General features: G+C 63.6%; 15 protein-coding genes and 1 pseudogene. 5 read left to right on the top strand and 11 right to left on the bottom strand.

Annotated elements, in window-relative coordinates:
- Positions 1 to 46: 46 nt before the first annotated feature.
- Positions 47 to 556, bottom strand: coding sequence for a DUF721 domain-containing protein (locus ACS5Q1_RS06470; protein ID WP_473097399.1), 510 nt, complete (start codon positions 554 to 556; stop codon positions 47 to 49).
- Positions 557 to 633: 77 nt separating this feature from the next.
- Here ACS5Q1_RS06470 and mutY point away from each other — a divergent pair.
- Positions 634 to 1,734: pseudogene (gene mutY, locus ACS5Q1_RS06465) on the top strand (A/G-specific adenine glycosylase); the annotation flags it as partial.
- Between the two features lie 3 nt (positions 1,735 to 1,737).
- Here the strand turns inward: mutY and ACS5Q1_RS06460 are convergent.
- The 6 genes from ACS5Q1_RS06460 to ACS5Q1_RS06435 all read right to left on the bottom strand — a co-directional run bounded on the left by ACS5Q1_RS06460 (position 1,738) and on the right by ACS5Q1_RS06435 (position 8,991).
- Positions 1,738 to 2,634 carry a LysR family transcriptional regulator gene (locus ACS5Q1_RS06460; protein ID WP_473097398.1) on the bottom strand — a complete coding sequence of 299 codons (897 nt, stop codon included), beginning with the start codon at positions 2,632 to 2,634 and terminating at the stop codon, positions 1,738 to 1,740.
- 135 nt (positions 2,635 to 2,769) lie between these two features.
- Complete coding sequence (locus ACS5Q1_RS06455) at positions 2,770 to 4,581, bottom strand: ABC transporter permease (RefSeq protein WP_473097397.1); 1,812 nt, start codon at positions 4,579 to 4,581, stop codon at positions 2,770 to 2,772.
- A complete protein-coding gene (locus ACS5Q1_RS06450; RefSeq protein ID WP_473097396.1) occupies positions 4,578 to 5,558 on the bottom strand; it encodes an ABC transporter substrate-binding protein in 981 nt (326 codons plus the stop codon). Before ACS5Q1_RS06450 ends, ACS5Q1_RS06455 begins: the two co-directional genes overlap by 4 nt.
- A 143-nt stretch (positions 5,559 to 5,701) precedes the next feature.
- On the bottom strand, positions 5,702 to 6,898 hold the full coding sequence (locus ACS5Q1_RS06445; protein WP_473097395.1) for a DNA methyltransferase: 1,197 nt from the start codon (positions 6,896 to 6,898) through the stop codon (positions 5,702 to 5,704).
- 157 nt (positions 6,899 to 7,055) lie between these two features.
- Positions 7,056 to 7,733, bottom strand: coding sequence for a ribonuclease HII (locus ACS5Q1_RS06440; RefSeq protein ID WP_473097394.1), 678 nt, complete (start codon positions 7,731 to 7,733; stop codon positions 7,056 to 7,058).
- 172 nt (positions 7,734 to 7,905) lie between these two features.
- Entirely contained in the window at positions 7,906 to 8,991 is a 1,086-nt protein-coding gene (locus ACS5Q1_RS06435; protein ID WP_473097437.1) for a PA0069 family radical SAM protein, read from the bottom strand.
- A 220-nt stretch (positions 8,992 to 9,211) separates the two neighbouring features.
- On the opposite strand from ACS5Q1_RS06435, the gene ACS5Q1_RS06430 reads away from it, so the two are divergent.
- Positions 9,212 to 9,703 carry a hypothetical protein gene (locus tag ACS5Q1_RS06430; protein WP_473097393.1) on the top strand — a complete coding sequence of 164 codons (492 nt, stop codon included), beginning with the start codon at positions 9,212 to 9,214 and terminating at the stop codon, positions 9,701 to 9,703.
- 6 nt (positions 9,704 to 9,709) lie between these two features.
- Here the strand turns inward: ACS5Q1_RS06430 and moaB are convergent, their stop codons facing one another.
- The 4 genes from moaB to ACS5Q1_RS06410 form a co-directional block, all read right to left on the bottom strand.
- Positions 9,710 to 10,264: a molybdenum cofactor biosynthesis protein B gene (gene moaB / locus ACS5Q1_RS06425; RefSeq protein WP_473097392.1), complete on the bottom strand. Its 555-nt coding sequence runs from the start codon at positions 10,262 to 10,264 to the stop codon at positions 9,710 to 9,712.
- A 130-nt stretch (positions 10,265 to 10,394) separates the two neighbouring features.
- Positions 10,395 to 11,261 carry a KPN_02809 family neutral zinc metallopeptidase gene (ypfJ, locus tag ACS5Q1_RS06420; RefSeq protein ID WP_473097391.1) on the bottom strand — a complete coding sequence of 289 codons (867 nt, stop codon included), beginning with the start codon at positions 11,259 to 11,261 and terminating at the stop codon, positions 10,395 to 10,397.
- An 89-nt stretch (positions 11,262 to 11,350) separates the two neighbouring features.
- The gene (locus ACS5Q1_RS06415; RefSeq protein ID WP_473097390.1) at positions 11,351 to 12,178 is read right to left on the bottom strand and encodes a uracil-DNA glycosylase; all 828 of its coding nucleotides are present in this window, start codon (positions 12,176 to 12,178) and stop codon (positions 11,351 to 11,353) included.
- Positions 12,179 to 12,249: 71 nt separating this feature from the next.
- Positions 12,250 to 12,816 carry a methylated-DNA--[protein]-cysteine S-methyltransferase gene (locus tag ACS5Q1_RS06410; RefSeq protein WP_473097389.1) on the bottom strand — a complete coding sequence of 189 codons (567 nt, stop codon included), beginning with the start codon at positions 12,814 to 12,816 and terminating at the stop codon, positions 12,250 to 12,252.
- A gap of 260 nt (positions 12,817 to 13,076) precedes the next feature.
- Between ACS5Q1_RS06410 and ACS5Q1_RS06405 the strand changes: the two genes are divergently transcribed.
- The 3 genes from ACS5Q1_RS06405 (at position 13,077) to ACS5Q1_RS06395 (ending at position 17,856) form a co-directional block, all read left to right on the top strand.
- A complete protein-coding gene (locus ACS5Q1_RS06405; RefSeq protein ID WP_473097388.1) occupies positions 13,077 to 14,741 on the top strand; it encodes an electron transfer flavoprotein-ubiquinone oxidoreductase in 1,665 nt (554 codons plus the stop codon).
- A gap of 276 nt (positions 14,742 to 15,017) precedes the next feature.
- A complete protein-coding gene (locus ACS5Q1_RS06400) occupies positions 15,018 to 16,805 on the top strand; it encodes a tetratricopeptide repeat protein (RefSeq protein ID WP_473097387.1) in 1,788 nt (595 codons plus the stop codon).
- Between the two features lie 187 nt (positions 16,806 to 16,992).
- The gene (locus tag ACS5Q1_RS06395) at positions 16,993 to 17,856 is read left to right on the top strand and encodes a 4-(cytidine 5'-diphospho)-2-C-methyl-D-erythritol kinase (protein ID WP_473097386.1); all 864 of its coding nucleotides are present in this window, start codon (positions 16,993 to 16,995) and stop codon (positions 17,854 to 17,856) included.
- Positions 17,857 to 17,901: the final 45 nt, after the last annotated feature.

Raw genomic sequence — 17,901 nt, 5'->3', positions numbered from 1 at the left:
GTCCTGCGGTAGAATGCCTGGGCTTTCCTGGCAAGCGCCAGCTATCTCACGCTTTCGTGCGTGAACCGGAGCTGACAATCGCCTGTCCCAGCCGGTCGAGCGCGGCTTTCAAGGATTCCTCCTCGATGGGCTCAACGGCCCTGTCCACCTTTTCTCTCTCCACTGGGGTGAGGGGGCGGGGAGCCGGGCGCTTCTTCTCAACCCGCCGCACCGGTCCTTGTTTCAAAACGAGCTTCCCGATGCAGCGCCAGCCGTAATAGGTGTTCACCCGGTCGATGACATTGGGGGCGAGGTGTTGGAGTTCGAGGGCGAAGGCGCTCTCGACCCGGATCACGAGCGTTGCGGGGTCTGGACGCGCCTCCGGATCGGCATGAGGGCTCTTGCGCTTCCACTCGATCTTGAGCGGCTGGGTGAAGGCGGCAAGCCGCTCGCCGACGATATCGGGCCAGGTCATGATGATGTCAGAGGTCGCAAAGCCTTGCGCCGCCAGGCTGGGAGACAGGCAGACGTCGAGAAACTCGGCAAGGGGGCGGGCCAGAGGCCTTGGGCGTCTCAATGTCGCCTCGGTCGTCTCATGTTGAATGTCCAAAAGCCGCGTTGGAATATGCGGTGTAGAACGCTATTCCGAATCCCATGTTAACGCCCGCCCCGAGCGCGACCAAGCCCGATCCTCAAGACCTTCTCGCCTGGTACGATCGTCACCGGCGCGAATTGCCGTGGCGCGCCCTGCCGGGCGTGACCGCGGACCCTTACCGCGTCTGGCTGTCCGAGATCATGCTGCAGCAGACGACGGTGGCGGCGGTCAAACCCTATTATCTGAATTTTCTGGATCGCTTTCCGACCGTCGAGGCGCTTGCCGAAGCGCCCTCGGAGTCGGTCATGCAGGCCTGGGCCGGTCTCGGCTATTATTCCCGCGCGCGCAACCTCCATGCCTGTGCCAAGGCGGTTGTGGACAAGCATGGAGGCAGCTTTCCGGGGACGGAGGCGGAGCTCCTGAAGCTTCCCGGCATCGGTGCCTATACGGCGGCGGCGGTGGCGGCCATCGCCTTCAACGAGAAGGCGGCGGCGGTCGACGGCAATGTCGAGCGGGTCATGTCCCGCCTCTTCATGGTCGAGGAGCCGCTGCCGAAGGCCAAGTCCCTGATCCGCGCCTTGACTGAGGAACTGGTGCCCGACGACCGGCCCGGCGACTTCGCGCAAGCGGTGATGGATCTCGGCGCCACCATCTGCACGCCCAAGCGGCCGGCCTGCGCGCTCTGCCCCTGGATGGTGCCCTGCAAGGCTCGGGCCGAAGGACTGCAGGAGACCTTTCCGAAAAAGCAGAGGAAGGAGAGCGGGCAATTAAGGAAAGGCGCAGCCTTTGTAGTCTTGCGCGCCGATGACACGATCCTGCTCCGCACCCGTCCGCCGCAGGGACTTCTCGGCGGCATGGCCGAGCCACCAACGAGCGAATGGGTGCCCGATTACGAGCCTTCCCGCGCCGTGCTCGATGCCCCCATCGAGGCCCGCTGGCAGCGGCTTCCCGGCACGGTGAAACACGTCTTCACCCATTTTCCGCTGGAGCTAACGGTGCTGTTCGCCAAGGTCGCGAAAGGTACGCCCGCGCCCGATGAGATGCGCTGGACGCCGCGGCTAGCCCTGCACGAGGAGGCGCTGCCCGGCGCCATGAAGAAGGTGCTGGTGCATGCGCTGGGAGAGATTCCGAGTGGGAAGGCCAAGGCCTCCGCGAAAGCCTGATCAGGCGCCCACCAGTGCCTTCTGGTTCTTCTTGAACAAAGCCGCGAGCGCATTCGCCACCCTCGTCACGTTGGGGCGGCTTCGGCTGCGCCGGTGCATGACGAGGAAGACGTCCTCGATCAGATCGCCCTCCGGCTTCGTCACCTGGACGAGATCCGGGTCCGAATCGCCGAGCCAGCAGGGGAGGAAGGCGGCCCCTAAGCCTGCTTTGGCTGCCTGGTAGCGGATCGGCATGTCACCGATGCGGGCGGCGATGGTGCGGCCTTGCGCGAACTCGGCCACATAGGCCGCCTGACGGGAGAGGGTCGGATCCTCCGGCGGTGCGATGACGGCTGTGGGGTTTTCCGTGCGGGCATAGATGGCAAAGGCGATCTGCCCGATCTTGCGCGCCACGAGATCGTCCGTGCCCTCCGGCAGGTTGCGCATCCGCAGGCCGATATCGGCCTCGCCGGAGGCGAGATCGAGCCTGCGGCGGGTGGGGATATAGGCGATCTCCACGGGCGCAGCAGCTTCGTGCAATTCCGCCGCGTAGAGAGACAGGAAGAGTGTCACCGAAGCTGTCGCTGTGACCCGCACGGGTGCGTCGGGATCGGGCCGATAGGCTGCCGCTGTTCGCGACACGATTCCGGCCGCTTCGCCCATGGGACTTGCTGCTTCGAGGATGGCCTGGCCTGCTTCCGTCAGCTCAAGGTTGTTGGGTCCGCGCTGAAACAGCGAAAGCCCGAGCGTCTCCTCCAGCACCTTGATGCGCCGCGCGATGGTCGGCTGGCTCTGTCCCAGCGCCTTGGCGGCGCTGTTCATCGATCCATGAGCCACCACGGCGAGAAAGATCCGCAGGTCGTCCCAGGACGGTTCGGTGAAGGCGAGACGGAAGGGATCGAGAGACGAAGAAGCCATGACAGGATGCTAAAGCGTTGAACCGGGTTCGGCATAGGGGGTGTTCCGGCTTGGGGACAACCGGACCATCGCGCAAAGGCCGTTCGCCCGCAGCCCGCCAGGAGCATGGGAGACCTGTTCAGTTTTGATGAGGCTTCAGGCGCCGAGCGCCGGCTTTGGCTCAAGCTGGTTGATCGTTCGAGCGCGAGCCGGTGCATGAAACGGCTTTGCGCTCATGCGCAGCTCATTGTCCGTCTCGCATTGCCAGGGCAGGGCACCTGCCGGCAGGTATCTGCCCAGGGCATCGAGGATGAGCATGGCGATGGTCACGACGCCGATGATGACGATGGCGACGGCGGAGGCCTGGCTTGCGAGTCCGGCCTCTTCGAGATTGTAGAGCACCACGCCGATGGTCTCTGTTCCGGTCGACCAGAGCAGGGCCGAGACGGTGAGCTCGCTGAAGGCGAGCAGGAAGGCCATCAAGCCGCCCGCGACGGCGGCGGGGAGCAGGGAGGGAAGCACGATGCCGAAGAGGCGTTGCGTCAGGCGGGCACCGTCGATGGCAGCGGCTTCCTCCTGCGCGACATCGATCTGCACCATTCCTGCGAGTACAGGCTTCAGCGCTACGGAGAGGAAACGGGCGAGATAGGCGAAAACGATGATCAAGGGTGTTGCATAGAGTGAGAAGCCAAGGAGCGGCAAAGGCTTCAGGAACAGGAGAATGCAAGCGATGGCGAGCACGATGCCTGGCAACACGTAAGAAATTTCGAGGAGAGATATCGCAAGAATTCTCCATCGTCCCATCAAGCGGATCAATCCGTAGGCAATGGGCACGACGATCAGCGCCAGCAGAAACGCCGCGCCGCCGGCATAGAGCAGCGAGTTCGTGAAAGCGCGGATCGTGACATCCTGGCGCGCCAGCACTTCGACGAAGTTGTCGAGGGTGAGTGTCGCAAGCGAGAGAGTCATGCCGTAGGACGGAACGAGGGCAGAGGTCAGCAGCGACAAGATCGGCAGGACGAGGGTCACAGCCAGGACGAGACCGACGAGGATCTCGACGGCGAGGCGTGTGTGGCCGAGAAGCCAGAATGGCTTCACGGGCGTGTCATCTTCCAGATGCACGCTATCCTTGCGCGTCAAGAACTGGCTTGCCGCAACGCAGATAATCGCGATGGCCGCGACGAGAAGGCCGAGTGCCGACACATCGCCGAGCATGCCGGGGCCGAAACTCGACAGGCGCCGATAAATCAGAACGGGAAGCGTGAAATAATTCACCGGCGCGCCGAGCAGCGCGGGAATACCGAAATTGCCGATGCCGGCCACGAAGGCGAGCAGTGCCGCGCTGACGAGATGCGGGCGCAGCAGCGGCAGAAGATGATCGGTGAGAATCCGCCAGGGTTGCGCGCCGTCGATGCGCGCGGCCTCGGTGACGGCGAGCGGAATGCGCTTCAGGCCCGCGCTCATCACCACATAGACGAGTGGCGCATGATGCAGGCCGAGCACCAGAATGATACCGCCGCGTCCGAGCATCGGATTGGCGCTGCCTGCTTCCGGCGCGAGACCGAGCGTGTTCAAGATCGGCGAAGCCGGACCGACGAGATGGAGAAAAGCAAGCGCGATCACCTGGGGCGATATCATCACCGACAGGACGAAGAGAAACGACGCGATGCGGCGTCCGCGGATATCCGTGATGCCGAGAACAAGCGCCATGGCGGTGCCGAGTGGCAATGCCAGAAGCGTCGACCACAGGGCCGTTTCCAGCGACGTCTGCGCCGCCCGCAGAGCCGAGCGGCTGGTGAGCGCCGCGAACATGGCATCTGGATTGAAAACGCCACCGAGAAAGAGCGCCGCCAGCAGCAAGCGTGCAGCCGGCAGGACCTCGAAGGCGAAGACGATCAAAGCGACAAGAGCGAGAAGGCCGAAACCCCCCCGCTCCAGAAATGGCTTGTCGTGCGTCCGATATCTCACTGTCCAAAAATGTCGGCGAAGGCCGCCTTGTTCTTGGTCTCGTCGGCAAGCGCTTTTGCCGCATTAAAACTCATGACCTTGATCTGCTCACGCGCCGGATAGCCGGCCGGCAGCGCGACAGCGGGATGAGCCGCGATGTAGCCCTGCTTCAGCGCGAGTTCCTGGCCGTCCTTCGAGAGCACGAAATCGACGAAGGCGCGAGCTGCGTCCGGGTTCTTCGTGCTTTTCAGAATGGCGACGGGCTCGGATACAGCCGAGACGCCTTCCTTCGGGAACACGAACTCCACCGGCGCGCCCTTGGCCTTCTCGCGGATCGGCATGTAGTCGACGATCACGCCGTAGAGCTTCTGGCCACCGGCCACCTGCTTGAGCACGTCGCCGTTGCCGCCGCCGGCAACGGCATCGTTGTCCTTGAGCGCCTCATAGTATTCCCAGCCGCCTTCCATGGTGCCGGTCAGCGTCGCGGCGTGGATGAGGGCGGCGCCCGAGGTGAGCGGGCTCGGCATGACGAGCTGGCCCTTGACCTCGGGCTTGGTGAGATCCTGCCAGGAGGTCGGCTTGAACGACGCCTTGGTGTTGTAGGCGATGCCGGTGGTGATCAGCTTGGTGGCGAACCAGAATTTTTGGGCATCGTGAATACCTGCGGGATAAGCCGAGATGTCGGCCGTCCCGTGCGCCAGCAGGCGGCCCTCCTTCTTCAGGCCCTCCATGGTCACGCTGTCGGCGATCAGCAGTACGTCGGCCTGGGGTTGACCGGCCTCGAACTCAGCGCTCAGCTTGGCGAGGATCTTCGGGGTGCCGTCGCGGACGAAGGTGACGTTGACGCCGGGATGCTTCGCTTTGAAGGCATCGATGGTCTGCTGGGCGTCGGTATTGGGTTGGCTCGTATAGAGAACGAGGTTGCCGGAGAGCCCTTGTGCTTGCGCGAAAGCGGGCACGAGAACGGCGAGCAAGGGCAGGAGGCGCTTGAAGGACACGGGACAATCCTCTCTTTGGGTAAGGCTTTCCCCGCGCTAGCGGTGTTGGATGACGCCTCTGTGACGAAAAGCTTAGTGCGGCAAACGAAAAGGGCCAGCGCACGGCCAGCCCTTTAGCAGATTTACGATGTCGCAGTGAAGTCTCAGGCCGCCAGCTCGGCCCGCACCTTCGCACGGAACTCATCGATGGAGACGAGCTTGCCCTGCCGCTCCACGTTCCAGAAGGTCCAGCCGTTGCAGGACGGAAATCCTTGCGTGAGGGCGCCGATCTTGTGGATCGAGCCGACGATGGCGCCGAGCGCGAGCGTGCCGTCGGCACGCACCACCGCCTTGTGGCGTCGGCGCTCATCCACCAGAACCTCGCCGGCCTTCACATGGCCGCTCTCGATGAGCGACAGGAAGGGCACGCGCACTTCCGTGCGCTTCTCGGGTGCTGCGGCGATCGACACGTCCGAGAGCGGCTCGACCGCATCGATGCGCTTGCGCGCCGCCTTGGCATAGGTCGAGTCGCGCTCAAGGCCGATGAAGTTGCGCCCGAGCATCTTCGCCACCGCACCCGTCGTGCCGGAGCCGAAGAAGGGGTCGAGCACCACGTCGCCGGGATTGGATGAGGAGAGCAGGATGCGTGCGAGCAGAGCCTCCGGCTTCTGCGTCGGGTGCACCTTGCGGCCTTCGGCGTCCTTCAAGCGTTCGTCACCGGTGCAGATGGGGATGAACCAATCCGAGCGCATCTGCACGTCTTCATTGCCGGCTTTGAGCGCATCGTAGTGGAAGGTGTAGCCCTTCGAATCCGCGCCTTTCGAAGCCCAGATCATGGTCTCGTGCGCATTGGTGAAGCGGCGGCCCTTGAAGTTCGGCATCGGGTTGGCCTTGCGCCACACGATGTCGTTCAGGATCCAGAAATTGAGATCCTGCAGGGCTGAGCCGACGCGGAAGATGTTGTGGTAGGAGCCGATGACCCAGAGCGTCGCGTTCTTCTTCATCACGCGGCGCACGGCCAGGAGCCAGGCGCGGGTGAACGCGTCGTAATCGGCAAAGCTCGCGAACTTGTCCCAGTCGTCATCGACCGCATCGACGAGGCTCTGGTCCGGACGCGTCAGCGCCTGTTCGAGCTGGAGATTGTAAGGCGGATCCGCGAAGACCACGTCCACGCTCTCGGGCGGAAGCTTCTCGAGATTGGCGATGCAGTCGCCGAGAAGAATCTCATTGAGAGGAAGAGACGACGGCAGGACGGAGAGGGGCGGTTTACGCCCCGTCCGAGGAGCCGGCGCAGACCGCCCGGTACGCGAGACATGGATCCGGGAGGCGGCGCCGGCAGCCCCGGTACGCAAGGTACCCATGGGTGATCACCGGTTACGCAACTGACACTCCGGATCATGATGGGATAGGGTAAAGAGGAGGTTTCCAAACGCGCAAAATTCCAAATATTTTGGATCGGCAAATCTTGCCTACGCATTGAAAAGATTGAGTTTTTTCGTTAATTAGCGTTAAGGGAGGTTACAGGTCCAGTAACCCTTGGCGTAAGGGTGAAAAACTCAAGCGATGGAACGGGCAGGGACCCTCGCTCGCGATCACCGTGAGATGTGCCTTCGTGCTGTAACCTGCGTTGCTGGCAAAACCGTAAGCGGGATAAGCGTTCCCAAGCCGCGTCATCATGCGGTCGCGGACCACCTTCGCCACGATGGATGCGGCAGCGATCGAAGCAATGTGCGAATCACCCTTGATGACCGCTTCCGTCGCGCAGGGCAGGGCGGGCGGATCGTTGCCATCGACAAAGGCCATATCCGGCTTGCAGGGAAGGGCGGCAAGCGCCCGGCACATGGCGAGCAGCGAGGCCTGCCGGATGTTGATGGTGTCGATCTCCTGATGCGACACCGAGGCGATGCCGACATGAGAGGTCGCGAGGATTTCCGCAAACAGCGCCTCGCGCCTGGCGGCCGTCAGCGCCTTCGAATCGGCCAAGCCCTGAGGCACGTTGTCGAGATCGAGCACGACGGCCGCCGACACCACCGGCCCCGCCAGCGGCCCACGCCCGACCTCGTCGAGCCCGGCGATGCAGGTATAGCCCTGCTTACGGGCGGAAAGCTCGCTGTCGAGGCCGAGGCCGGATTTCCGCTTCAGGCGAATCGCTTCTGTCATGCGCGGGATGAAAGCGGGAACGCGGAGCGGTGTCATCCCCAATGAGCGGACATGAGAGTCGCAGCCTCAACATCATCCCCGGACTTGTTCCGGGGATCCACGTCTTTGCTGTGCTGAGGTTCTTAAGACGTGGATGGCCGGGACTGATCCCCGGATCAAGTCCGGGGACGGCCATGACGCTGGAGTAGGTTTGTAACAAGGCGGCAAGCTAGAAAAGACTCAACTGCCCTGCCTCCTTCGGCGGCACCTTGAACAGGTCCTTGCGCAGGCGCAGGTTGCGCTTGTTCAGGCCGAGACGCTCGGCGGCGGTTTCGAATCTCCGGCCGAGCATCCAGGCATAAGGGCCGATGCCGGATTGGCGGGTGCTCCACTCGGCATCGTAATCCTTGCCGCCGCGCGCCTCCTGCAGCAGCGTGAAGACGTGCTTGAGCTTGTCCGGGTAATGCTCGGCCAGCCAGTCGCGCATCAGATCCTTGAGATCGTGGGGTAGGCGCAGGAGCACGTAGCCCGCTTCCTCAGCGCCTGCGGCAGCGCAGGCCTTCAGGATCGCCTCGATCTCGTGGTCGTTGATTGCCGGGATGATGGGCGCGACCAGGACCGAGACAGGAATCCCGGCCTCCGTCAGCCTCCTGATCGTCTCAAGGCGTTTCGCTGGCGTGGCGGCGCGGGGCTCCATCCTGCGGGCGAGCTTCGGGTCGAGCGTCGTCACCGAAATAGCGACCTTGGCGAGCTGCCTCGCAGCCATCTGGCTCAGGATGTCGATGTCGCGGGTGACGAGGGCCGATTTCGTCACGATGCCGACGGGATGATTCATCCGGTTCAGCACTTCGAGGATGGATCGCGTGATGCGGAAGCGCCGCTCGACCGGCTGATACGGGTCGGTGTTGGAGCCGAGCGCGATCGTCGTCGGCTGATAGTTCGCAGCCCGCAGCTCCTTTTCCAGAAGCTCCGCTGCATTGGGCTTGGCAAAGATCTTGGTCTCGAAATCGAGCCCCGAGGAGAGGCCTTGATAGGCGTGGGTGGGCCTCGCGAAGCAATAGGAGCAGCCATGCTCGCAGCCGCGATAGGGATTGATCGATTTGTCGAAGAGAATGTCCGGCGAATCGTTCTTGGTGATGATCGTGCGCGGCTTTTCGATGATCACTTCGGTCGGCAGGGTGGGAAGCTCCTCCTCGATGTCCCAGCCGTCGTCGAAGCTTTCGCGCTGCGCCGGCTCGTAGCGCCCGGACGGGTTCGCGGAAGCACCCCGGCCGCGCCGACGGTCCACCTCGACGCGATAGGCCGGATCGTCCATGCGCCGCCGCGCTGCCTCCGCCGCCTCCAGAGGCGTGCGCTTTACAGGCCGGGTAAGGAAGGGATCGCGGGCAGGATCTTTAGCGCGAACACTCATGGCGGCCTCAAGCGAATCTGTCGGTTAAGGCTCCAAGCTTAAGAACAAACAGGGAACAAAATCAAGAGATCATCGGCAAGGATGTCCTAGCGACGACATGGCGCCGAGGGGCTATAGTGTTCACATGATTACGGTTCTTGTTCACGTCACGCATGGGCCCGAGGCCCTGGCTGCCACCTTGAGCGCCCTTGTTCCGGCTGTCGCCGCCGGGCTGATCGGCGATGCTGTCATCCTGACGGACAAGCAGGATGAAACCCTGGCGAAAGTGGCGGATGCCGCCGGCGCAACTTTGGTCATCGCGAAGCCCGGCTCATGGATCGAAGGAGCCAATGCTGCACGGCGCGACTGGCTGTTGTGCCTTGACGATGGCGACATCCCGCAGGAGGGCTGGATCCGGGTGCTCGACCGGTTCGTGGCGCTCTCCAAGCCCGAGCAGGGGCTGGCGCGGATGCGGCGTCGGCGGGCGGGTGTCATCAATGCTCTGGTCAACCTGTTCGCCCGCACATCGGTGCGGGGAGGCGATCTGGTCCATCGCCGCGTACTGATGAACGAGATCAGGGCCCGCATGCCCGTACGGCTTTCCGCCACCATCGAGCGCGATCCGGTATTCGGCTGAGTCGAATCAGCTCTTCAGCTTTCCGCGCTTCAGGTGCTCGTCGAGCCTCGGCATGATCTCGACGAAATTGCACGGCCGGTGCCGGTAATCGAGCTGATGGATGAGAATGCCGTCCCAACCATCCTTGCAGGCGCCGGGTGAGCCCGGCAGCACGAAGATGAAGGTCGTGCCGGCGACACCTGCAGTTGCCCGCGACTGGATCGTCGAGGTGCCGACCTTGTCGTACGAGATGCGGTGGAAGACGGCGGAAAAGCCCTCCATCCGCTTGTCGAACAGAGGCTCGATGGCCTCGGGCGTCACATCGCGACCGGTGAAGCCCGTGCCGCCGGTGGTGATGATCACGTCGACGGTGGGATCGGCGATCCAGGCCTGTATCCTGTCGCGAATCGCTTCCACGTCATCCGGCACGATGGCCCTGCCGGCGAGCCGGTGGCCTGCCTTGGTGAGCCGCTCGGCCAGGGTCGCGCCCGATGTGTCATCCTCCAGCGAGCGCGTGTCGGAGATCGTCAGCACCGCGATGCCGAGGGAGATGAAGGGGAGGGATTCGTCGATGCCGGGCATGGAAAGCTCTCGTGTGATCGGCATCGTTCTAGCGCAGAGACGCTCAGGCTTCCACAAATGCCATCCCCGGACGAAGCGCAGCGAAGATCCCGGATCGCCTCTGGCGTCCGGGATGACGCTCAGCCTTTTCTTAAAGCCTGCTCGCCCTGAACGTATCGCAGGCCTGGATCTGCCCTGTCTTCAGACCTGTCGTGAGCCAGCGCATGCGCTGCTCGGAGGAGCCGTGGGTGAAGCTGTCGGGCACCACGCGGCCTTGGCTTTGACGCTGCAGCCGGTCATCGCCGATGGCTTCTGCTGCGCGGATCGCCTCCTCGATGTCGCCCGGTTCGAGCGATTGCCAGCGCTGATTGGAATGGTGCGCCCAGACGCCGGCGAGGCAATCCGCCATCAGCTCGACGCGCACGGAGAGCTGGTTGCCTTCCGCCTGCCCGACCTGACGCTGACGCTCCTGCACGCGCGGCAGGATGCCAAGCTCGTTCTCCACGTGGTGACCGACCTCGTGCGCGAGCACATAGGCATAGGCGAAGTCGCCGCCGGCGCGGAAGCGGCGTTGCATCTCCTCGAAGAAGGAGAGGTCGATGTAAACGGTCTGGTCGAGCGGGCAGTAGAACGGACCCATGGCCGATTGCGCGCCACCGCAGGCAGAGCGGGTGGCGTCTGAGAACAGCACAAGCTTCGGCGGATCGTATTTGATATTGACCTGCTGCTGTAGGACTGTGTTCCATACGTCCTCCGTGTTGCCGAGAACGGCCGAGGCGAAGCGGCCCATCTCGTCCTGCGGCGTGCCCTGGCGGCCCTGCTGTTGCTGCTGATAGCCGGAGCCACCGCTCATCATCTCGGCGCCGCCGATGAGGATGCGCGGGTCGATGCCGAGCGCCCATCCGATAAGGCCCAGGATCACGATCGTTCCGATGCCGAGCCCGCCCGCGCCACCGGGCAGACCCATGCCACGACGATCTTCCACATTCGACGAGGTTCGAAAGTCTTCCCAGCGCATGATCCACCTTCCAGCCGCGGTATAAAGCTCCGCAGGGGCTTAAGGCTTAAGCATATGAACCGGTTCCGAAACTGGCTCGGACGAGAGCCTTACTCCCTGCCGTCGAGCGCGCGCCTCAGAGCCTGGAAGTCCCGCCAGCCGAGCCGCTTCTGCAGGGGCTGGCGCAGGAGATAGGCCGGGTGAAGGGTCGGCAGGGCCCTGATCTCGCGTCCATCCTCCGTCTTGTAACTATACCAGCGGCCGCGGGTGCGGAGAATGCCATCCTTGATACCCAAAAGATTTTGGGCGGCAGGACCGCCGAGGCAGAGCACGAATTCCGGGCTCGCCAGCTCGATCTGCCGGGCGATGAACGGCTTGCAGATCGCCACCTCCTGCGGGGTCGGCGTGCGGTTGCCCGGCGGGCGCCAGGGTACGATGTTGGCGACGTAGACCTGAGTGCGGTCGAGCCCGATGGTCGCGAGCATGCGGTCGAGCAATTGGCCGGAGCGGCCCATGAAGGGCTTCCCGATCCGGTCCTCGTCCGCGCCGGGGGCTTCACCCACCAGCATGACACGGCCTTCCGGATTGCCGTCCGCGAAGGCGAGGTTCTTGGCCGAGAACTTCAGGGCGCAGCCGTCGAAGCCCGCGAGAATAGCCTCGAGCTCTTCCAGCGACTGGACATGGCGCGCCTGCTCGCGAGCCATGCTCGCCACTTCTTCCGGCGCGCTCGCCGCCGCTTTCGGCAGGGCGCGGGGAGGGGGAGCAGAGGGGGAAGCTTTGGGTGAGGCCTGAGCCGCAGCCTTGGCAGGCGGGCGCTCGGCCTTCGGCTCGGCAAAGCGATTGTGCGGAGTCTCGTCGAGCGCGAGATCGACTCCCGCCTCGACATGGAAGTCGAGCAGCGCCTGGAGAGCGTCGCGGTCGGAAGAGAGATCCTGCATAGGGCCTATGTAAGCATTCCAAGGGCTGTGGACAACTCAGGACCCACAAAGGATCCAGACAGATCTTGCTCTCACGAGATCAAGTCGAAGAGCGTCGGGCTCTCGTCGCGTCGGGCGCCTTCGATGGCGAGGAGGCGACGCTTGGTCGTGGCACCGCCATTGGCCGAGAAGCCTCCGAGTTTGCCATCCGCCGCGACGACCCGGTGGCAGGGGACGATAACGGCAAACGGATTGCGCCCGAGCGACTGCCCGATCGCCCGGGCGTTGTCGATGCCGAGCCGGGATGCGACCTCGCCGTAGGTCAGCACGCGGCCCGGCGGAATGCTGCGGGCGACCTCGTAAACGCGACGGTCGAAGTCGGACACGCCGTCCATGTCCAATTGCACGTCGGACAGATCGCGTGCTTCACCCTGCAGCAGAGCCGTTACATCGGCGATGATGCCCTGAATGGTCGGTGAAGCCACGGCTTCGCAGATCCCGGGGAAGCGCTTGGCGATGCGGCCACGTGTTCTCGATACATCGTCCTCAGGAAGCTGAAAGCCGATGACGCCGCGCTCGTTCCAAGCAAGCCCGCAGAAGCCGATGGGCGTCTCGAAAAGCGTATAGAACGCCGCGTGGTTGGACAGATGATCCTGCATGCTTTTTTTGTAAACCTCCCGTCGGTGTCGAACAACTCAGGATGACCTTTTCCACTGCATCATCGAGCCCGTCCATTTCACTCAGAACAGACGGCATAATCGGGTTTCGGCATAACCTTATGCAGAAAGGGAACTTTCAGACGGGCCGCAATGAAGCTAGGACAGTTCCAAAGAAGGCTGCACTTGAGAAGTCGGCGAGATTGTTCATATGTAAACGATCTGGTCCTTGATGCTTCGAAGTCGCGTACAGGAGAACACTCATGTCCGATCTGCCCGCCCGTGAATCGATGGAGTTCGACGTCGTCATCGTCGGCGCCGGCCCTGCCGGTCTCGCGACGGCGATCCGGCTCAAACAGCAGGCGGCGCAAGCCGGGGCGGACCTCTCCGTGGTGGTGGTGGAGAAGGGCTCCGAGGTCGGCGCCCACATCCTCTCCGGCGCAGTGATCGATCCCATCGGCCTCGACGGCCTGCTGCCGGAGTGGCGCGAAGATCCCGACCGACCTCTGAAGACGCAGGTCACCGCCGACGAGTTCATGTATCTGGGACATGCCGGCGGCGTGAAGTTCCCCAACGTGTTCATGCCCAAGCTCATGAACAACCACGGCAATTTCGTCGGCTCGCTCGGCAACGTCGCCCGCTATCTCGGCCGCAAGGCGGAAGAACTCGGTGTCGAGATCTATCCCGGCTTCCCGGCATCGGAAGTGCTGGTCGAGGACGGCAAGGTAGTGGGTGTGGCTACCGGCGACATGGGCATCAGCCGCAACGGCGAGCCCAACGCCAACTTCACCCGCGGCATGGAGCTGCGCGCCAAGTACACGATCTTCGGCGAAGGCGCCCGCGGCTCGCTCACCAAGCAGATGGTCGAGCGCTTCGGCCTCAATGCCGGCCGGGATCATCAGAAATATGGCATCGGCATCAAGGAGCTGTGGCAGGTGAAGCCCGAGCACTTCCAGCCCGGCCTGGTGCGCCACTCCATGGGCTGGCCGCTGCCCAACAATGCCGGCGGCGGCTCTTGGCTCTACCATTTCGACGACAATCTGGTGTCGGTCGGTTTCGTGGTGCATCTCAACTACAAGAACCCGACCCTGTCGCCCTTCGACGAGTTCCAGCGCTTCAAGACGCACCCGATGGTGCGCGACGTGTTCGAGGGCGGCAAGCGCATCGGCTACGGGGCGCGGGCGATCATGGAGGGCGGCTGGCAGTCGGTGCCGCGCCTGAGCTTCCCGGGCGGCTGCCTGGTCGGCGACTCGGCCGGCTTCGTCAATGTGCCGCGCATCAAGGGCAGCCACAACGCGATCCTGTCGGGCATGCTCTGCGCCGATCATGTCTTTGCGGCCCTGCAGGCGGGCCGGGCCCATGACGAGGTCGCGGCTTACGAGGAATCCTGGCGCGCCTCGCCGATCGGCTACGATTTGAAGCGGGTGCGCAACGTGAAGCCGCTCTGGTCGCGCTACGGCACCGCTATCGGCGTGGCCTTGGGCGGACTCGACATGTGGCTGACCGAGATCTTCAACTGGTCGCCCTTCGGCACCATGAAGCACGGCAAGCCGGACCATGAATGCCTGCTGCCCCTCGATCAGGTGACGCCGATCAAGTACGACAAGCCGGATGGGGTGCTGACCTTCGACAAGCTGTCCTCGGTGTTTTTGTCGAACACCAACCACGAGGAGGACCAGCCGGTCCATCTCAAGGTCAAGGATCCAAGCCTGCAAAAGGCCTCCGAGCATGATGTCTATGGCGGCCCCTCGCAGCACTACTGCCCGGCGGGCGTGTATGAGTGGGTCGAGGGCGAGGGCGGCGTGCGCTACCAGATCAACGCCCAGAACTGCGTCCACTGCAAAACCTGTGACATCAAGGACCCGAACCAGAACATCAACTGGGTCACGCCCGAGGGCGGCGGCGGACCGAACTACGTCAATATGTGACAGTATTCGCCGTTTGGCGGTCATCCCGGACGCCGCAGGCGATCCGGGATCGGCAAAAGAACATAGCGTCATTCTCGCCTAACGATCCCGGGTTCTGCTTCGCAGCCCCGGGATGACGCTTTGCTGTTTCTCGCCTTACCCACTCCCTCACGCGGCTTTTACGTCCCCAGCGGCAATTGTCCCCTTGCGGCCACTGGAGGGAGACGCCATTCTCCGGCCTGATTTGACGCACATCTCCACCATCAAGAGATGTTGCGATGATTGGAGCCGCGCTTCGTGCCCACTTTGAAACTGCCTTTGGCCCGTAAGGGCCTGCCTGCACTGATGCTTATGGCTGCCGGCCTGCTGGCCGCGCCGGTCGTAGCCGCGAATACGGAAGACGAGATCGTGAGGCCCGCCCAGAGCCTGGAGGGCAACTATCTTTCGGCCTATGTGGCAGGCTCCGCGCGGGATACCGAGGCTGCGACCATCTTCTTCCGCGAGGCGATCCAGGAGGACCCTCGCAACCAGGAGCTTTTGGAGCGTGCCTTCGTGGCTTTCCTGGCCAACGGCTCCATGACCGAGGCTGTCCGCGCGGCCGAGCGCCTGTCCGCCCAGGACCCGTCGAACAACCTGGCGCAGTTCGCTCTCGCAGTCCGCTCCCTCAAGGGCCAGAAATATGCCGATGCCCGGTCGCGCCTCACGAAGGGCGCCCGCGGCCGTCAGGCGGATCTGACGGCGACGCTTCTGACCGCCTGGACCTATGCCGGCTCCAAGGACGGCAAGCAGGCGCTGGCCACCGTCGACAAGCTTAAGAACGAGCGCGCCTTCGACCAGTTCAGGGAATACCACGCCGCCCTGATCGCGGACGTGGTCGGCAATCCGACCGAGGCCGAGAAGCGCTTCAAGGCGGCCTACGAGGGCGAGCGCAACACCCTCCAGGTGGTCGATGCCTATGGCCGCTTCCTGGCCAAGCGCGGCCGCAAGGATGAGGCTCTGAAGATCTACCAGGCCTTCGACGAGGTGGCGCCTCGCCATCCAATTGTCCGCGCGGCCATGAAGGCGCTGGAGGAGGGCAAGCCCCTCACACCGCTTGTCACCAATGCGCAGGATGGCGCGGCGGAACTGCTCTACGGCCTCGGCGTCGTCGGCAATACGCAGGGCGACGAGCTCACCGCCATCATCTATCTGCGGCTCGGTCTCGATCTGAAGGGCGATCATCCGCTCGCCCTCGTGACGCTCGGCGACGTCTACGAGCGCCTGAAGCAATACGACAAGGCCAACGCGATCTTCGAGAAAATCCCGAAGGATTCGCCCGTGCGGCCGAGCGCCGACATCTCCATCGGCCACAATTTCGAGCTGATGGGTCGGGGCGAGGACGCGATTTCTCATCTCGAGAAGCTCATGAAGGAGCGTCCGGACGATGTGGAAGTCGTCATGGCGCTCGGCAACGTGCAGCGCTCGCGCAAGAAATTCGCCGAGGCCGCCGAAACCTATTCCAAGGCGATCAACCTCATTGGCCAGCCCGAGCGCGGCCACTGGATCCTCTACTTCTATCGCGGCACGTCCTACGAGCGCGCGAAGCAGTGGGACAAGGCGGAGATCGATCTGAAAAAGGCCCTGGAACTCGTTCCCGAGGGGCTTCCGGCCGGCCGGGCGCAGGTGATGAACTACCTGGCCTATTCCTGGGTCGACCAGAACATGAATATCGACGAGGCCTTCAAGATGCTCACGAAGGCCGTGGAGCTCGCGCCCCGCGACGGAATGATCATCGACTCGCTCGGCTGGGCCTATTACCGCATGGGCCGCTACGACGACGCCGCGCGCGAACTGGAAAAGGCCGTGGAGTTGAAGCCGGGCGATCCGACCATCAACGATCATCTGGGCGACGCCTATTGGAAGGTCGGGCGCAAGGTCGAGGCGAAATTCCAGTGGGACCACGCCAAGTCTTCCGATCCCGAGCAGGAGGAATTGGTGAAGATCCTCAAGAAGATCGATAACGGTCTCGAAGAGGAGCCGAAGCCGGCCGCCGCCGAGAACGTGCCTGCGCCCCAGCCGGAAGCGCCGAAGAAGAACGGCGGGTAATCTCCACGTTTATTATGTAATCTCCACGTTTATTATATTGATCTCATGGCCGGGCTCGTCCCGGCCATTTTCTTTTCTGAGACGTTTTACACCGTCATTCCGGGTTCACCTACGGCGCCCGCGGAATGACAGTGGAGCGTTAGAGGCAATCCTTCCCAACGGCCTCGCTCTCGGGCATTGAGACGCCATGCTTCAGCCGCTTGCAACCCGCGCGCCCGCCAAAATCAACCTGACGCTCCACGTGCTTGGGCGCCGGGCAGATGGCTATCATGAGCTGGAGAGCCTCGTGGCCTTCGCCGGCACGGGCGACGATCTGCGGATCGAGCCCGGAGCAGGGCTGGCGCTTGAAGTCAGCGGCCCGACAGCCTCGCTCGCTGGAAGCGATGCCGACAATCTCGTCCTGAAGGCTGCGCATCTTCTGGCGGATCGTGTGAGAGGCCTGCGGCTCGGCACCTTCCACCTGACGAAGCGCCTGCCGGTCGCGGCCGGGATTGGCGGCGGATCATCCGATGCGGCGGCCGCCCTGCGGCTGCTGGCTCGCCTCAATGGCCTGCCGCTGTCTCACCCTGCCGTGCGCGAAGCAGCGCGCCTGACGGGTGCGGATGTGCCCGTTTGCCTGGAGCCGAGGGCGCGCATGATGCGCGGTTCAGGTGAGGAACTCGGCGCACCTCTGAACCTGCCGCGCCTGTTCGCCGTGCTGGTTAATCCACGCGCGCCGGTCGAGACGCCCGCGGTGTTCAAAGCGCTTGGGTTGCAGCCCGGTCAGAATCTGGCGGGAGCGAGTCATCCGAGCGTTGAGCGAAGTGCGCTGATCGATGCTTTGAAAAGCGCGCGCAACGATCTCGAACCGCCTGCACTGCAAATTCAGCCGCTGATTGGCGAAGCGCTCGCTCTGTTGCAGGAAACGGCAGGCTGTCGCTTGGCGCGCATGTCGGGTTCGGGTGCGACCGTGTTCGGGATCTATGACAATTGCGATATCGCTGCTGAAGCCGGAAAGCAGATCCAGCGCGCACGGCCTGCTTGGTGGGTGAAGGCGACAAGCCTTCGGTAAATGCCATTCTCGCCGTCATCCCCGGGCTTGTCCCGGGGATGACGT

The organism is Microvirga sp. GN3 (assembly GCF_055792825.1).
The sequence above is the reverse complement of the archived record's forward strand: the minus strand, read 5'-3'. Positions and strand labels throughout refer to the sequence as shown.

Excerpts from the sequence above, each read along its gene's own strand:
- ypfJ (WP_473097391.1), bottom strand. The coding sequence starts at position 11,261 with ATGCGCTGGGAAGACTTTCGAACCTCGTCGAATGTGGAAGATCGTCGT.
- ACS5Q1_RS06440 (WP_473097394.1), bottom strand. The coding sequence starts at position 7,733 with ATGACACCGCTCCGCGTTCCCGCTTTCATCCCGCGCATGACAGAAGCG.
- ACS5Q1_RS06410 (WP_473097389.1), bottom strand. The coding sequence starts at position 12,816 with ATGCAGGATCATCTGTCCAACCACGCGGCGTTCTATACGCTTTTCGAG.
- ACS5Q1_RS06405 (WP_473097388.1), top strand. The coding sequence starts at position 13,077 with ATGTCCGATCTGCCCGCCCGTGAATCGATGGAGTTCGACGTCGTCATC.
- ACS5Q1_RS06445 (WP_473097395.1), bottom strand. The coding sequence starts at position 6,898 with ATGGGTACCTTGCGTACCGGGGCTGCCGGCGCCGCCTCCCGGATCCAT.
- ACS5Q1_RS06415 (WP_473097390.1), bottom strand. The coding sequence starts at position 12,178 with ATGCAGGATCTCTCTTCCGACCGCGACGCTCTCCAGGCGCTGCTCGAC.
- ACS5Q1_RS06430 (WP_473097393.1), top strand. The coding sequence starts at position 9,212 with ATGATTACGGTTCTTGTTCACGTCACGCATGGGCCCGAGGCCCTGGCT.
- ACS5Q1_RS06395 (WP_473097386.1), top strand. The coding sequence starts at position 16,993 with ATGCTTCAGCCGCTTGCAACCCGCGCGCCCGCCAAAATCAACCTGACG.
- moaB (WP_473097392.1), bottom strand. The coding sequence starts at position 10,264 with ATGCCCGGCATCGACGAATCCCTCCCCTTCATCTCCCTCGGCATCGCG.
- ACS5Q1_RS06460 (WP_473097398.1), bottom strand. The coding sequence starts at position 2,634 with ATGGCTTCTTCGTCTCTCGATCCCTTCCGTCTCGCCTTCACCGAACCG.
- ACS5Q1_RS06435 (WP_473097437.1), bottom strand. The coding sequence starts at position 8,991 with ATGGACGATCCGGCCTATCGCGTCGAGGTGGACCGTCGGCGCGGCCGG.